The sequence below is a fragment of the Psychrobacter sp. AOP7-C1-14 genome, from assembly GCF_052376135.1.
Classification (GTDB): domain Bacteria; phylum Pseudomonadota; class Gammaproteobacteria; order Pseudomonadales; family Moraxellaceae; genus Psychrobacter.
On sequence record NZ_JBQSVH010000016.1, the window covers coordinates 39,783 to 56,501 of the forward strand.

The following is a 16,719-nucleotide window of genomic DNA, read 5'->3' on the forward strand; positions in this document are numbered from 1 at the left end:
TTTGTCTACAATCTAAGACATATATCGCTGCTGTCACGTACCTGCTGAAAACCTGTGAGTTAAAACGTTTCTAAAAACGGAACGCTGGCTACCCTAATTAAAGTCACTGTCGATCCATCAATACAATCCATTGATAGGATCAACAGTTACGTATCGGCTATTGCGGGTCGGCCATGGTAGTTTTAAGAAGGCTTGCGATGTTCGCCGCTTTTGGCTTAACCAAATAGAACTTACGAACATAGTGCTCAAAATCATTCAGAATTGTCTGACCCCATGCACTGCCTGTTTTATCTACGTGAGCTTCAATCACTTGTTGCAAGTGAATGCGATGCTCTTCTGTTTGCTCGCTCGAAATACGGTTTAGATCGATTAGCTCATGGTTGCAACGATCAAAGAAGTCACCTTCCATATCGAGGACATAAGCAAAACCACCCGTCATACCAGCACCGAAGTTCAGTCCAGTACGACCAAGAATTGTGACGATACCACCCGTCATATACTCACAGCAATGGTCACCTGTGCCTTCGATGACTGCATGCACGCCAGAGTTTCGAACACCAAAGCGCTCACCTGCTGTACCAGCAGCATATAGCTTACCGCCAGTTGCACCATATAGACAGGTGTTACCAATAATGGCGGTTTCTTGTGCTGTAAAGTTTGAGTCTTTCGGTGGATAAATAACAATCTCACCACCTGCCATACCTTTGCCCACATAGTCGTTGGCATCGCCTTCAAGCTCGATGTTTAGGCCGCCAGCATTCCATACACCTAAACTTTGCCCTGCAGTACCAGTTAAACGAAGTTTAATTGGCATATCGTTCATGCCAAGGTTGCCCCAAACTTGAGCAATCTCACCTGAAATACGAGCACCGATAGATCGATCACAGTTGCCAACAAAGTAGCTATAATCACCACCTGCACCTTTGCGAATGTTTACAAGCATATCGCTAATCATCTGCTCAGCAAGCAAGCCTTTATCAAATGGCTCGTTACGTTCTACCTGACAAGTTTGTGCTTTACCCACGCTGGCTGGATGACTAAATAGCAACGGCGTTAAATCGAGATGACGCTGCTTATCAGTATTGCCGTCTAGAATATCAAGTAAGTCAGTACGACCGACCAGCTCTTCCATGCTACGAACGCCTAGCGCTGCTAACCATTCACGCGTTTCGGTTGCAACAAACTTAAAGAAGTTAATGAGCATTTCTGCTTCGCCAATGAAGTGCTCATCACGTAGCTTGGCTTTTTGAGTAGCAACACCTGTTGGACAGTTGTTTAAATGGCAGATACGTAAGTATTTACAACCGACCGCAATCATCGGTGTGGTGCCAAAACCAAAGCTCTCTGCACCCAAGATCGCAGCTTTTACTACGTCCAGTCCTGTTTTTAGACCACCGTCAGTCTGGACACGTACTTTGTCACGTAACCCGTTCACTCGTAGAGACTGGTGAGTCTCAGCCAAACCTAGTTCCCATGGTGAACCCGCATGATGGATAGACGATAGCGGAGACGCTGCTGTACCACCATCATAACCCGAGATCGTAATCAAATCGGCGTAGGCTTTTGCAACGCCTGTCGCGATCGTACCAACACCTGGACGTGAGACCAATTTAACCGATACCAATGCATCTGGATTGACTTGCTTCAGATCAAAAATCAGCTGTGCCAAATCTTCGATAGAATAAATATCATGATGTGGCGGCGGCGAAATCAAGGTCACACCTGGTACCGAATAACGCAAACGTGCAATGAGCGCGTTGACTTTACCACCAGGTAGCTGTCCACCTTCACCAGGCTTAGCACCTTGAGCTACTTTAATCTGCATGACTTCAGCGGAACGAAGATAGGCAGGCGTGACCCCAAAACGACCAGAGGCAACTTGCTTAATCTTTGAGTTGCGCAATGTACCATAACGCGCAGGATCTTCACCGCCCTCACCAGAGTTTGAACGACCACCGATGGTGTTCATAGCCATCGCAATCGACTCATGCGCTTCAGGAGATAGCGCGCCTAATGACATACCAGCTGAATCAAAACGCGTCAAAATCTTAGAGATATCTTCTACTTCATCAACATCAATACTGTTATCAGTTTTCAGTTGCAACAAATCACGTAAAGTAGCAACCGGACGGCTATTAACTAGATCGGCATAATTACGGTAGTTGTCATAATCACCTGTACGTACCGCGGTATGCAAACTGTTAATCACATCAGGGTTAAAGGCGTGGTATTCTTTGTTGAAGACAAACTTGAGCAGACCGCCCTGATCTAGAGGGGCACGACGCTTAAACGCATTGGCAGCCAATTGTGCTTGATCAGCAGCAAGGTCTGCAAAGGTAGCGCCTTTGATACGACTTTGTACGCCTTTAAAGCACAAATTGACGACTTCTTCTGATAGGCCTACTGCTTCAAACAACTGCGCACCACGATAAGAAACAATGGTAGAGATACCCATTTTCGATAATATTTTTAGTAAACCTTTATCCAAGCCTTTGCGGAAATTAACGCGGGCTTGAATCGGATCACCAAGTAGCTCGCCAGTAGCAACCAAATCATCAATGACATCATATGCTAGATACGGATACACACAAGTTGCACCAAAGCCAATCAATACCGCTATTTGATGCGAGTCACGAGCAAGACCCGTCTCAATGATTAAGTTAGCATCGGTACGGATACCTTGCGCGATTAGATAATGATGTACAGCACCAGTAACCATAATGGCGTTGGCTGGTACTTTGTCTGCATCGATATCTTTATCTGATAAGACAATCAGTGTATTGCCTGAGCGAATGTTATCTGCCACTTGCTCACAAATAGCCACGATAGCATCAGATAGCTCTAGAGTACGGTCATAGTTTAGATCAATACGAGCCATCTTAAACGCTGGATCATCCAAAGTTTCAAGCTGCTGCATTTTGCTGGCTGACAATACTGGCGATGACAAAATAATACGATGCGCATCTCTCGCAGATGGTGCAAATACGTTAGTCTCAGCGCCTAAACAGGTCTGTAATGACATGACAATAGATTCACGTAATGGATCGATTGGCGGGTTTGTCACCTGTGCAAACTGCTGACGGAAAAAGTCACCGACATGGCGAATTTGCTGCGATAGTACAGCCATTGGCGTATCGTCACCCATAGAGCCGACTGGTTCTTGACCATTTTCAGCGTTAGGGCGAATGATTTCTGTACGCTCTTCATTAGTGATGTGATACATCTTCTGTAGCGCTTTTAGCTGCTCACCACGGCACGCTTGCGTTGCCAATGTTTCTTCTAGACGTTCATCATCACGGACACGCGTCGCTTCTTCACGCAACCATTTACGATATGGATGAGCCGTTTTTAGTAAAGTTGCAATAGCTGTTGTATCTAGAATTTGACCTGTCAAAGTATCAATGACCAGCATTTGACCAGGTCCAACGCGACCTTTTGCCAATACATCTTGTGGCTCATAATCCCAAACGCCCACTTCTGATGCAACAGTAATATAGCCGTTCTTAGTGGTTACCCAACGTGACGGACGCAAACCGTTTCTATCGAGCATACAGACCGCATAGCGTCCGTCTTGAATGACGAGACCTGCTGGGCCGTCCCATGCTTCCATATGCTGCGAGTAAAACTCATAAAACGCACGCAGATCCATATCCATGCTATCAACATTTTGCCATGCTGGTGGTACCAATATAGACATTGCATGAAACAGGTTCATACCGCCAGACATTAGTACTTCAAGCATATTATCTAAGCTCGATGAATCTGAACCAGTACTATTTACAAGTGGTGTCAACTTATTTAAGTTAGGCAGTTTGTCTGACTTTAGCTTTGGCGTACGGGCTTTAGACCAGTTGCGATTACCTGTGATGGTGTTCAACTCACCATTGTGAGCAAGATAACGGAATGGCTGTGCCAATGGCCAGCGCGGTAACGTATTGGTTGAGAAACGCTGATGGAATACCACGATATGTGATGCCAAACGCTCATCTTGCAAATCCAAGAAAAACGCTGGTAAATCCGAAGGCATTACCAAACCTTTATAAATAATAGTCTGACAACTCAATGAACAGACATAGAATAGCTCATCATCTGTTAAGCATTGCTCTGCTTTTTTGCGCGCAACAAATAGCTTACGATTGAAATCATCAGCTGCTAGATCATTTGGCGCGTTAACAAACACTTGCTTAAAGTCTGGCAACGTCTCACGACCAATCTCACCAACAATGCTCAAATCAAGTGGCACATCACGCCAGCCAGCCACTTCTAATCCTTGAGCTGTAATTTCATCGCTTAATATTTTTTGGCTATGTTTAGCTTTTTCGCTATCTAAATTAACGAATACCATGCCAACGGCAAAATTGTCCGTAATCGCAAATTGCTGCTCATCAGCAATCTGTTTAAAAAAGTCGGCAGGCGTCGCTAATAGTAAGCCACAACCATCACCAGTTCTACCGTCAGCAGCAACACCGCCGCGATGTGTCATACAACTTAAACTATGAATGGCAGTTTTTACCAAATCATGGCTTGCTTCACCCTCAATATGGGCAATTAGGCCAAAACCGCAATTATCAGAAAAATCATCTGGCGTAGCCAAGTGTGTTTGTGAGGAAATCATTGACATAGCTTGTCCTTTTAAGTAGACGGGCAGCTTACATTTCCAATGCGGAGTATAAGCTGGTACCCGTAAGCAGAACGGGCTGATAGTGGATATTCGTGTGTTCGAATTGGCAAATAGTGCAATGCTCGATAGACATCATACTCTAATGGGAAGTAAACCCTTGACCCTCCTGATCGTTAGTAGCTGTCTTGGCATGTGGTCCGTGTATCAAAAGATAGTAAGTAGCAGCCCTTGGCAACGGGTGGATCTACACCCTTAGATGCCTGTTACTCAATCAGTGATAGCTAATGCCGTCCATTTGAGCATTGTTTGTTATGTTGTCATGTTTAACACTTAGAGTTAAGCATATAACGACTTAATAACGGTGCATTTGTTTATCTTGAATATCTGACGCTCTGTATTCAAGCACTTTGTTTACCCTAAAAATAGTGACAATAAGAGAGGTTGCGTCACTTACAATAACCTTATTATAGAGGGTAAGTAACCGCGCTTGAGACAATAATATTTAGTAAATAACTCTAAAAACTACGAAAAAATTACTAAATAGTTGTTAAATAGACATTTTTTACGATAACTATACAGAACGTCGCCCACAGTTATATTAGTTAATGATTGTCGAAAAATCTAGTCTTTTCTATCGATTCATTAGCCATAAATTGTAAGAGAACTTATTACTATTGGTTATGAGACAAATAAAACTACTATGAAAATTTTAATGTGAATCGTATATACGCCATTTAGTAAAAGGCCTTAGTGATACTTAGCGTTAATAGTCAGTCGTTTATTACAACGATAAGATTGTTTTATATGATGTCAAAAAAAACCCACTAACAAGGTAGCTAGTGGGTTCAATTAATCCGGTGAATAAGAATTAATTACTCTTATCTTCTATTAGTGCTTTCATACTATCACTGTTATTTGTAGCAGAGTTAGCATCAGCGCTTTTACCGTTAGCACTTGAGCTATTGTTCGTACTACTAGGTGGTTTAGGTGTTGGCACTACTGGTAACTTCTTACTCGTATTACCATCTCCAGCTGGCTTATCTGTGTTATTTGTGTCTTTCGACGATGCTTCAGATATTGTTTGCACCTCACCACCAACCGTGCGCTCTTCACTAACAGACAACGTGGCAGAAGTATCTGCCGACTGACGAATACTTTTTTGAGCACTGCTATTGTTTGCGCTGCCTTGGTTGCCACGATTACTGTTAGCTGCTTGAGCAGCATCTATTTCTTCTTGTGAACGCGCTGGCACTTCTTGCTCAGTAGGTTCTAAATCGACGGCACGTGTACGTTTTGTACTCAAATCTTTTATAGGATCGGAACGTTCATAATTATCAATGATACTAACATACCGATTAATCTCTTCTGGTAATACACGTACATTGTTAGGTAATTTAAAGTCTATCAACTTTGCGGCTCCTACTGCTTCTTGTGGGCTACTCATAATCCCATAAGTCAGCATATAACGGACCTGTTTTTCATCATCAAGATAACGGAAATAAGCAAATTTATTGCGATCTTTACGGCCTTCCAAGTAACTAACAATCACGTCGTTCTCAGCAACATTCATTACTTGGACGGTCCACTTACCTTTATTAGCCAGCAAATAACGCTTGTCTTTGAATTCATCAGGGTAATCGCGTAGATCTTGAAACGCAGTATCGAAATCAATAGGCTGCACATCAGTATCTAGCTCATGCAACGATTCAACTTTCAGCGGCTGCTCAAACTCTTCGTCCAAAACCTCTGGAGCTGATATTGGTGCATTTTCAATTTTAGCTCCCCTGGCTGGCGTTTGACTGAACATCCATACTAACGCTGTGACTACCCCTAACAGTAGGGTCACTATTAGCCAAATCAGTGCTTGACGACTGTATGACTGGCTAGCAGTACGCGTTTTTGTTTTTGATGTTGCCATGAGGCGGTCCTTGATAAACACATGTTTAGCAGCATTGTATAAATGCTTATTCAAACTAGGGTACAGCTAACCAGACGGCTACAAGTACGAGATTTTAGTATAAACATATAAACGAGAAATTTTTGAGACGTTATTCACTATGTTTTGACAAAACTTCATGTAACAGTTGGTCGTCAAACTCATTAGTGAGTACCGCATCACCTATTGATTTTAACAAAATCAGGCGAATTTTTCCGTATTTCACTTTTTTATCGTGCCCCATTAGATCCAAGGCAGTTTCTACATCGATAGCTGGCGGAACAATAGGTAGGTTTGCTAACTCTAGGACACGCTTAATACGTACGACTTCATCATCAGTTAACCAGCCAATTTTTTGTGACAATTCAGCTGCTTGTAACATACCAGCCGCCACTGCTTCGCCATGCAACCAGTTGCCATAACCTTCATGTGTCTCAATCACATGACCAAAAGTATGACCAAAGTTCAATAGCGCGCGTACACCTGACTCTCTTTCGTCCTGTGCCACGACGTCAGCTTTATACTGACAGCAACGCTTCACTGCCTCACCAAGTACTGCCAGATCAAGAGCCATCATCGCAGGTAAATTTGCTTCAAGCCACGTTAAGAAACTCTCATCCATGATAAGTGCATATTTAATAATCTCAGCTACTCCAGCCGATAGCTCACGTGCAGGCAATGTCTTAAGCGTACTCATATCGGCAAGTACCATTTGTGGCTGCCAAAAAGCACCAATCATGTTTTTACCTTGCGGATGATTGATACCCGTTTTACCGCCAACACTAGAATCTACTTGTGACAATAGCGTCGTTGGAATTTGAATAAAATTTACACCACGCATGAAACTGGCGGCAGCAAAACCTGTCATATCTCCAATCACGCCGCCACCGAGAGCTATCAGTGTCACATCACGATTGAAATGCTCTGTCATCAGCGCATCATAAATTTGATCAATACTTGCCTGATTTTTATATTGTTCACCATCTGGCAATACGCATACCTTTACCGTAAACTGCTCTGCTAGCTCATCTTCTAATGCTGCTAAATACAAAGGTGCCACAGTGTCATTAGTGACAATCAAAACTTGACGACCACTGATATAAGGCGCGACTTGCTTCGCCATACTGCTATGTTCAGTCATAGATTGTTCAGTAATAACAATAGGATAATCATGACTTTGCGTGTGAACTATTAGGCTATCATGAAACGTTGGCATTACCATGTGTTACTCCCGAAGCACTTCAATGAGGTAAAAGTAAATCAGTCTACATATCAATCGTAGTTGCTAATCTTCTTGGTGCGTCGATGATATCGTAGGGCAATCGACGAATGACTCTAACTGCTGCATCAACTGATTGACCATATGACGTGGGTAAGTGTGACCAGTAGGCATAATAATATGTGCAATCTGGCGATAGAGTGGATCGCGAGTACTGTACAAATCTTGCAGTATCTTTCTAGGATTAGGCTGTTGCAATAATGGTCGAGACTTGTCTTTAGAAGTGCGCGCCAGTTGCACTTCGACAGGCGCATTAAGATAAACGACGATACCACGCTGCTCTAGAAACTCTCGGTTTTCGGCACACATAACTGCACCGCCACCAGTTGCTAATACGATTTGAGAATTTTGAGTCAATTCATCAATAGCACGCGTTTCACGCTCGCGGAAACCTGCTTCACCTTCTTTGGCAAATATCCAAGCAATATCGGCACCTGTCTGCGATTCAATATACCAATCACTGTCTACAAAAGTGCGACCTAACTGCTTGGCCAGCAATTTTCCGATTGTCGTTTTCCCTGCTCCCATCGGACCCACTAAAAACACCGACGGTAATTCCTGCCCCATAATACTTACTCAGCTAAATTAGGTATGATACAACGTCATTGTTATTCTGGCTAGTAATGAGCCGTGATTATTGTGAGTAAAATTTAGAGCACACTATCTATCGTTACATACATATCTATTGCAACGCTAAAATCGCTAATTTCACGCATAAAAAAAGTAAGCACTAAGGCTTACTTTTTTGGTAACCAACTGGACGAAAATCAATTTAAGCGGCTAGTACCGTCATTGATTAATTTTGGTGTCACAAAGATAAGTAGCTCTTCCTTATTGTTGCTACGTACATCGCGTCGGAAGGCACGACCAATATAAGGTAAGTCTCCTAGGAAAGGCACCTTATCTACACCGTTGTTGGTACGGTTTTTAAAGACGCCGCCTAATACGACTGTCTGTCCGTCTTCAATGATGACATTGGTTGATATAGAATCTTCAGAAATGGCAACCTGATTGTTGATGATTGTTGGCGTGCCATTAGTGATAACCAGTTGCAAGCCAATTTTACCATCTGGCGTAATGTTTGGTGTAGCCTCTAAACTTAATGCAGCTTCTCTAAAGCTGGTTGTTGTCGCACCACTGGCTGAGGCTTCTTGATATGGAATCTGAGTACCAGAAGAAACTTTCGCAGTTTGTTTGTCGGCAGTCAAAATCTTAGGTGTGGAAATGACTTCACCGCGGTTATCTGCTTGTAGTGCTGATAATTCAAGATCAAGCATCACATCCGACATGCTGAGCAAACCAAAGGCGATACTGCCCGCTGGGTTAGATACACCCAAATCAACGTTTAAGTTATCAGGACTAGTAATGTCATAAGAAGGATAAGAAACGGTTTGACCATTTACAGTCGTTGTCTCTATGTCAAAGTCTTTAAGATCAGCTAGTGTTTGATTGCTACCACCAACCAATAAGCTGCGGTTGTTGGCTGCACCATTTGACAAGATACCCCAGCGAACCCCAATTTCTTTACTGAAGCTATCTGTAGCACTGACAATACGAGCTTCAATCATAACTTGGCGAACAGGAATATCAATTTTACTGATCAATTTATGGATATTTTCGATACTGTCAGCAACGTCTTTGATAATCAAAGTATTAGTACGCTCATCAACCGTTACCGTACCACGATTGGATAACAATGTATTATTATCCTCACGATTTGATAGACCACTATTATTACCAGTCGCACCGCTTCCTTGAGAAATAAGTGTTAAGACATCTTGTGCTTTTGCATAGCTCAAACGGATGTACTCAGTACGTAGGGGAGCATATGACTGAACAGCTTGCTGCGCTTCAAGTTCACGTGCTTCTTGCTCAGCTAACTCAGCAGAAGGTGCTACCAAAATTACATTGCCATTTTCACGTTTGCCTAGGTTTTTGCTCTTTAAAATAATATCGAGGGCTTGATCCCAAGGGACATTAATCAAACGCAAGGTGATGTTGCCAGCGACTGAGTCACTAGCAACGACGTTCATTTCAGTAAACTGAGCTAAAATATCTAGAACGCTACGAACCTCAACATCTTGGAACTCCATAGATAATGGTTCGCCACTATAGGTTCTTTCTTCTAACGTCGGCTCACGTAACAGCTCAGGCTTGTTGATACTGATATTTAATTGGTTACCTGATTGGTAAGCCTGATATTCATAGTCGTCATTCATATTAATAGTGACAACACCATTTTGGCCCTGGTTTTTAGTATCAATACTACTAACAAGTCCATTATTGATATTTAGACGGCGTAGCAGGTTTCTAGGCACCGTACTACCTGTTAATCGTACCACCAACTTGTTGCCTTGACGCTGCACATCTACTGGGATAGCTTCATTAGAAAGTACCATACTGACACTGCCGCCACCATCATTTCCCGCTGAAAAATTGACCGAGCTCAGACCATCATAACTGTACTGCCTGCTCACCTGTGAAGAAGCAAGCTGTGGATTTAACAGTGGGTTAACTCTTACTACCATCGTATCAGCTGGTACTTCATTCTTCACGACAACCTTGCTGGTACGTACAGGTGTCACTGGTACAGTAGAGCTCTCAACAATAGGCGTCACGATTGCGGTCGTTGTCATACCATTATTGTTATTGAGCACATCTTGAATTGGGTCACTGGTAATAACTGGACGATTAGGATCAGTGATGGTTAATAACAAATCATTGCCTTCAATCGCTGTTGTATAGTTTCCCGACTCTTTTAAACCAACAATGAGACGCGTGGTACTGTCACTACTTAACGTAGTAACATCATTAATCGCACCGATATTATATTCGTTGAAGCGGCTAGCAAGCCCGTTCTGTACTTGTTCAAAATCTAGGACTAAACGACTAGGATCATCAAGCTGATAGGCTGCTGGTAATACTGGCAATCCTGTAAATCCTAAACGCATTTGTGTTACTGCAGGCGCAGTCTGAACTACTGAAACGTTGTTAATACGCTGAGCCGCATAGGCACTACTACTTACTGCCACCATGCTCAGTGCCAGTGCTGAAACGGCAAGAGAAGAAGAAACGCGGTTACTCATCGTCATTACCTTGTTATTGCGTACTGTCATTATTTATTCCTCAAAAAATCTGCCGACTTAGCTTATAGGGGATACCAGCGACTGAGGTTTTTCTACAAACCCTGCGCGGCTATCTGGCACAATTTCAATCAAGTTAATCTGTGTCGGCGTGATTTCAACAATACGGCCGTCATTCAATCCAAGATAATCGCCTACTTTAACACTTGCAACGGAACCATCAGGCCGCTGTATCAATCCATATCGCTGACCTTCGGGCGAAATCACTACACCTCGAAAGACCAATTGCGACAGTTCATACTGCTCAAGTGGTTCTTTTATTCTATTGATATCTGGGCGCACACCATCTATAGAGGTGGTAGGACCTTGCACATTGACTAAACTTGGCGGTAAAAATGGACTACGCTGCGAACTAGCGCTATACACAAAATCCTCTACCAGCTCAGCTTTGGGCGGCGGCTCAATAGGCTGTGCAGGCTGATTGCGAATATCAGTCATTGCTTGCTCTGCCATACCTATACGGTCGCTACACCCTGTCATAGATAAAACAGCGACACTTAAGGCCAATAGCATGGGTATTTTTTGGATACTCATTAGTTGCCTCCTGCATTTGCATCAGTAGCAGCGGCTTCACCACCTTCAGGAGCCGCTTCTTTAGAGCGATAAGTCTTAGTTTGCAAGACTAGATTAAGCTCTGGCAAAACATCCAACGTAGGCTGCGGATTACTGACCTCAAAATCATGCATCGTAATGATTCGAGGGAGTGCAGCCAGACCACTGATAAAGCTACCAAACTGATGGTATTCACCCAAAGCTGCAATACGTATTGGCTGCTCAATAAAGAATTCATTTTCAATTTCAGGCTCTACTGAAATATCTTGAAAACGGATATTGCTACCAACGCCTGTCATATTTATGCCTTCTACCAATTCTGACACACGCGTATCTTTCGGTAATTGGTCCAATAAGGTATTAAATTCAGCTTCCATCTGGACCACTTGCGCTTGATAAGCCTCTAGATGACGTGCGCGAGATTCTTTTTCACGGTAGCTATCGAGCAAGGTCTGTTGCTGGCTCTCAGCCGCATTGATCTCATCAATCTTGCTACTGATAGGTAACGCCCATGACAACGCTGCAATAAAAGTGATAATAAGACCAATGACTGTGACCTTTACAGGCAATGGCCAACTGCCATAATTTTCTGAATCTAGCGACTCAAAACTACGGCGAAACTCATTGAAATCGAATTGCTTTTTAGGCTTTAAAGCAGATTTCTTGGTTTTAGAGAGGCTCTTTTTGCGGATAAGCTTCATAACGCACCTCCTGGAGCAGCATCGGTATCAACAGTAGTCGGAGTTTCCGATTGTACTCTAGTCGTTACTACAAACTGTACATAGCTGTCTTCAGGATAAACAGGTCGCGGCTGTTCACCAGTATTAACTGTATTATTGAGAGCTGGAGCAGCCTCATAAGCACTAATATTCTGTTGAATATTACTCACTGCTGAGCCGCCCATCCATTTACTATTATCAAGGTTGCGAATCAGGCTAGACACAATATTTGGATTGTCTGCTAAGCCTGTCAAAGTTAGGACATCACCTTCTCGTTTAAGGTTATTTAGATAAAGTGCTGGTGGAATAGCTTTGGCGAGATCATCCCATAAACGTACAGGTACAGGACGTCGTCCCTGCAAATCTTGGATGACTTGCATACGTGAAATAATATCTTCACGGCGCTGCTCTAAACTGTCAATTTCGGTCAATGCGGTGTCTAAGCGAGTATTTTCTTGTTCGATCAATGCGTTGGCATCAAGCTGCTCATCAAGCTCGTTATTAAAATAACTCCATGAAGCAAAAGCGGCTAATAGCGTCAGCAGCGTAACTGCCACTACTAAAGTAATGAATTCTTTATTGCGACGTTCACGCTCTTCTTGTCGCCAAGGTAAAAGGTTAATACGAGCCATTAGTCGAAGCTCCTTAACGCAAGACCACATGCAGCCATTAAGCTTGGCGCATCAACTGCCAATTGCTCATTGTCAATATTTGGTGCAATCGTCATATTAGTGAAAGGGTTGGCAACACTAACAGTCACACCAAGTTTTTGTTGTGCCATACCAGCGAGACCAGCTATAGAGCTGCTGCCCCCTGCAAGCACCACATGATCAATACTGCTATACTGACTTGATGAAAAATAAAACTGTAAAGAGCGCGTGATTTGTTGAATAGTGTTTTCTATGAAAGGGGTTAGCACCTCAGGATAATAATCGTCAGGTAAGGTACGTTCGCGCTTACTCAGTGTCGCTTCTTCTGCTGACAAGCCATAGCGATTTTGTATTGCCTCGGTCAGCTGAGCACCGCCAAATAACTGCTCACGACTATAAATAAATTCGCCATTCTTGGCGATATATAGGGTAGTCTGATTGTGGCCAATATCCACTAATGCTACTAGTTCTGGTACATTTGGTAAGCTATCCACCATCAATCCAAACGCACGCTCGATTGCATGAGATTCAATATCCATGATTTTCGTTTGTAGACCACCAAACGCTAAAGCGTCGACACGCTGATCGACGTTTTCTGAACGAGAAGCAGCTAGCAACACTTGAACCATACCTTCGCTAACCAAAGACGGTCCTAACACTTCAAAGTCTAGGTTAACGTCTTCTAACGGATACGGTATATACTGATCAGCGTCCAAACGAATTTGCGCTTCACGTTCCACATCGCTAAGTGCTGCATCCATGTCAATAATTTTGGTAATCACTGCAGAGCCAGAAACAGCAGTCGCAGCATTACTACCTGCGACTTGGCAGCGCCTTGCTAAACTCGTTATAATATTGCCGACAGTCTCTGTATCGACTAGAATCTTATCGACTACGATACCTTCCGTTAGTCTTTCAATACCATAAGATTTCAAATGGAACATGCCCTGCTGACGTTGTATATCAACCAACTTTACTGAAGTGGCACAAATATCCACGCCAATCAAATGTTGACTCTTGGAAGTAAATAGCCTCACTAGCTCTATACCTTATATTAAGTGTACAATCTGGTAATTATTTGTAATATTTCAACACAATACTTTACTTAATTGATAGATTCAAGCATTTAAAAATATATTAAGGCCAACTTACACATTTATTATGACCTGCCTATTTTGTTCAAGGTATAATAATATTGTCTGCTACAAATTCTAACTAATAAGTCTTATTATGGCCAAAACAAATGCTACCGCTCGTCTCATTCGCTTTTTGGTGGGACTCTTTATCGCTTGTCTAGCATTGGCAGTTGTTCTAGCACTTGCTGTACCTATTGGTTTTTATGGGATGGCAATGTATTTATCGCCAACCTTACCAAGTACACAAGAGATCAAAACAGCCAAACTAGAAATGCCATTACAAATTTATAGTAGTGATGATAAATTGATTGGCCAATATGGCAATCGTTTATCGTTACCAGTTAGTTTTGATGAGATTCCTGAAGATTTAACCCATGCCTTTTTAGCTGCCGAAGACGCCGCTTTTTTTCAGCATAGCGGTATTAGTATTAAAGGTCTTGGTCGAGCTGTTACCGAAGCAGTCACTGATGACGATGGTCAGACAGGTGGCTCTACCATTACGATGCAGGTTGCCAAAAATTACTTCTTAAGTCCAGAACGTACTTTGAACCGCAAGTTGACAGAATTATTTTTGACTCGAAAAATTGAAGATGAACTAAGCAAGAATGATATTTTGACATTATATGTCAACAAAATTTATTTAGGTGAAGGTGCTTACGGTATTCGCGCGGCGGCTAAAAAATACTACAGCAAATCATTAGACAATCTAACTATTGCTGAAATGGCCATGTTAGCAGGTCTACCAAAGGCTCCTTCTAAGTATAATCCTGTTGCTAACCCTAGCCGCGCATTGACTCGTCGTAACTGGATTATTGGACGCATGCATGAGCTTGGCTATATTAGCCAAGCTCAATACGATGAGGCGGTCAACTCTCCTATAGGTATCAAACTATATAAAGAAAAGCTCGATATAAACATGCCTTACTTGGCAGAAATGACGCGATCCTCTTTAGTCGAACGTTATGGCGATCAAGTCATGCACAGTGGTTGGCGCGTTCGTCTCACGGTAGATAGCAAAGCGCAAACAGATGCAGAAGCAGCAGTAGTGACAGGCTTGATTGCCTACGAGCATCGTCATGGTTGGCGAGGAGCTGAAGCAAATGATGAGCCTCTTGAAAACTTCCGACGCTACAGCAATATGTCTCCTGCCAAAGTGACTAAAGTCAACTCTCGTAGCTTTGATGCCGTCTTGCAATCCGGTGAAGAAGTGACCATTAATTGGTCTGGTATGAAATGGGCACGTAAATATATTTCCGCTGATCGCATTGGTTATTATCCTAGTAACGCCAGTCAAGTCGTTAAGATAAACGACATTATTCGCGTGATACCTACCGCGAATGGTAACTGGCAGTTAGGTCAAATACCTAAAATTCAAGGCAGTTTGGTCTCGTTAAATCCAGAAACCGGCGCTGTCAATGCGTTAGTTGGTGGCTTTGATTTCCACCACAGTAAATTTAACCGCGCTTTACAAGGTTGGCGCCAGCCTGGATCAACCATCAAGCCCCTTGTCTATACAGCAGCTTTAGAAAAAGGTTATCGTCCAGATACAATAGTCTCTGATGAGGCTATTCAAGTAGGTGGGTGGAATCCTAAAAACTCTGATGGACGTTTTTTAGGGGATATCACTTTACGTCGTGGTTTATACTTATCACGTAATCTAGTGTCTATTCGATTATTGCAAGCTATCGGTATTTCTGATACACGTAGTCTGTTGAATAATTTTGGCCTAAACAAAGAAAAACTACCGACAACCCTATCATTAGCATTAGGTACAGGACAAGCTACACCATTACAAATGGCAACTGCTTACTCTACTTTTGCCAATGGTGGTCGTCGTATTCAACCATATTTTATAGGTCAAATTTACAACTATAGTAACAAACTATTGTTTCAAGCCAATCCAAGCCGAGCTTGTGCATCATGCTTTAATGAACAACTAGATGAACTTAACAATACATTAGTTGAGGAACACAACCAAATAACTGAAGATGGTGATCCAATAGATTCCGTTCAGAAAGAGTCAGAGAATGAGGATGAAACTAACACGGCAGCTGATTCATCAGTATATGACTCCGGCCCGCAGTCAGACCGCTTAAAAGCGCCAGCTTTACAGTATACTAGAGCAAAGCAAGCACCACGTATATTACAACCTAGAGTAGCGTTCGAGATGGCAGATATATTGCGTGATGTGGTTCAACGTGGTACAGCGAGAAGAGCGAAAGTGCTAGGTCGTAAAGATATTGGGGGTAAAACAGGTACAACCAATAAAGCTAAAGATGCATGGTTTGCAGGATTTCATCCTACCAATGCAACCGTCGTTTGGATGGGTTTTGATCAACCATCAACAATGGGTCGCCGTGAGTATGGTGGTGTAGCAGCTTTGCCAGTTTGGATAGATTTCATGAAAGCTCAACTAGCCAATACTCCATACCAGTGGGTACCAAATGATTATGGGTTTACCATTAATGAAGGAAAACCATCTACTACAAAATCTGATTCGAAAAAACCAGCTGTGGCTCGAACACAAAAACGTGAATCATCGCAACCAGAAACTAGTGAAAATGCGCAATCCTTACCAACAGCCGATTCAGACAATAGCCGCGCTACTGATGATGTACCGCAAAACCCGTTAAGTGTAACACCCGTCCAGCGCATGCCAACAATGCCAGAATAACAAATCAAG

General features: G+C 42.7%; 10 protein-coding genes. 1 reads left to right on the top strand and 9 read right to left on the bottom strand.

Going from position 1 to position 16,719, the window contains the following annotated elements; translation table 11 throughout:
• Window positions 1–157: 157 nt before the first annotated feature.
• The 9 genes from gltB to pilM all read right to left on the bottom strand — a co-directional run bounded on the left by gltB (window position 158) and on the right by pilM (window position 13,937).
• The gene (gene gltB / locus ACT3QN_RS10630) at window positions 158–4,621 is read right to left on the bottom strand and encodes a glutamate synthase large subunit (protein WP_444529208.1); all 4,464 of its coding nucleotides are present in this window, start codon (window positions 4,619–4,621) and stop codon (window positions 158–160) included.
• A gap of 868 nt (window positions 4,622–5,489) precedes the next feature.
• Window positions 5,490–6,539 (bottom strand): hypothetical protein, encoded by a 1,050-nt coding sequence (locus ACT3QN_RS10635; RefSeq protein ID WP_444523260.1) that lies wholly within the window; start codon window positions 6,537–6,539, stop codon window positions 5,490–5,492.
• 130 nt (window positions 6,540–6,669) lie between these two features.
• Window positions 6,670–7,779, bottom strand: coding sequence for a 3-dehydroquinate synthase (aroB, locus tag ACT3QN_RS10640; RefSeq protein ID WP_444523259.1), 1,110 nt, complete (start codon window positions 7,777–7,779; stop codon window positions 6,670–6,672).
• Between the two features lie 63 nt (window positions 7,780–7,842).
• A complete protein-coding gene (aroK, locus tag ACT3QN_RS10645; protein ID WP_444523258.1) occupies window positions 7,843–8,403 on the bottom strand; it encodes a shikimate kinase AroK in 561 nt (186 codons plus the stop codon).
• A 200-nt stretch (window positions 8,404–8,603) separates the two neighbouring features.
• Window positions 8,604–10,952, bottom strand: a complete 2,349-nt coding sequence (gene pilQ / locus ACT3QN_RS10650) for a type IV pilus secretin PilQ (RefSeq protein WP_444523257.1) — start codon at window positions 10,950–10,952, stop codon at window positions 8,604–8,606.
• Between the two features lie 27 nt (window positions 10,953–10,979).
• On the bottom strand, window positions 10,980–11,513 hold the full coding sequence (locus ACT3QN_RS10655; protein ID WP_444523256.1) for a pilus assembly protein PilP: 534 nt from the start codon (window positions 11,511–11,513) through the stop codon (window positions 10,980–10,982).
• Window positions 11,513–12,232: a type 4a pilus biogenesis protein PilO gene (locus ACT3QN_RS10660; RefSeq protein WP_444523255.1), complete on the bottom strand. Its 720-nt coding sequence runs from the start codon at window positions 12,230–12,232 to the stop codon at window positions 11,513–11,515. Before ACT3QN_RS10660 ends, ACT3QN_RS10655 begins: the two co-directional genes overlap by 1 nt.
• Entirely contained in the window at window positions 12,229–12,882 is a 654-nt protein-coding gene (locus ACT3QN_RS10665) for a PilN domain-containing protein (protein WP_444523254.1), read from the bottom strand. Before ACT3QN_RS10665 ends, ACT3QN_RS10660 begins: the two co-directional genes overlap by 4 nt.
• Window positions 12,882–13,937: a type IV pilus assembly protein PilM gene (gene pilM, locus ACT3QN_RS10670; RefSeq protein ID WP_444523253.1), complete on the bottom strand. Its 1,056-nt coding sequence runs from the start codon at window positions 13,935–13,937 to the stop codon at window positions 12,882–12,884. Before pilM ends, ACT3QN_RS10665 begins: the two co-directional genes overlap by 1 nt.
• A gap of 193 nt (window positions 13,938–14,130) precedes the next feature.
• Between pilM and ACT3QN_RS10675 the strand changes: the two genes are divergently transcribed.
• Window positions 14,131–16,710: a penicillin-binding protein 1A gene (locus ACT3QN_RS10675; protein WP_444523252.1), complete on the top strand. Its 2,580-nt coding sequence runs from the start codon at window positions 14,131–14,133 to the stop codon at window positions 16,708–16,710.
• The last annotated feature ends 9 nt before the right edge of the window (window positions 16,711–16,719 follow it).

Excerpts from the sequence above, each read along its gene's own strand:
- ACT3QN_RS10665 (WP_444523254.1), bottom strand. The coding sequence starts at position 12,882 with ATGGCTCGTATTAACCTTTTACCTTGGCGACAAGAAGAGCGTGAACGT.
- aroK (WP_444523258.1), bottom strand. The coding sequence starts at position 8,403 with ATGGGGCAGGAATTACCGTCGGTGTTTTTAGTGGGTCCGATGGGAGCA.
- gltB (WP_444529208.1), bottom strand. The coding sequence starts at position 4,621 with ATGTCAATGATTTCCTCACAAACACACTTGGCTACGCCAGATGATTTT.
- ACT3QN_RS10675 (WP_444523252.1), top strand. The coding sequence starts at position 14,131 with ATGGCCAAAACAAATGCTACCGCTCGTCTCATTCGCTTTTTGGTGGGA.
- ACT3QN_RS10655 (WP_444523256.1), bottom strand. The coding sequence starts at position 11,513 with ATGAGTATCCAAAAAATACCCATGCTATTGGCCTTAAGTGTCGCTGTT.
- ACT3QN_RS10660 (WP_444523255.1), bottom strand. The coding sequence starts at position 12,232 with ATGAAGCTTATCCGCAAAAAGAGCCTCTCTAAAACCAAGAAATCTGCT.
- pilQ (WP_444523257.1), bottom strand. The coding sequence starts at position 10,952 with ATGACAGTACGCAATAACAAGGTAATGACGATGAGTAACCGCGTTTCT.
- ACT3QN_RS10635 (WP_444523260.1), bottom strand. The coding sequence starts at position 6,539 with ATGGCAACATCAAAAACAAAAACGCGTACTGCTAGCCAGTCATACAGT.
- aroB (WP_444523259.1), bottom strand. The coding sequence starts at position 7,779 with ATGGTAATGCCAACGTTTCATGATAGCCTAATAGTTCACACGCAAAGT.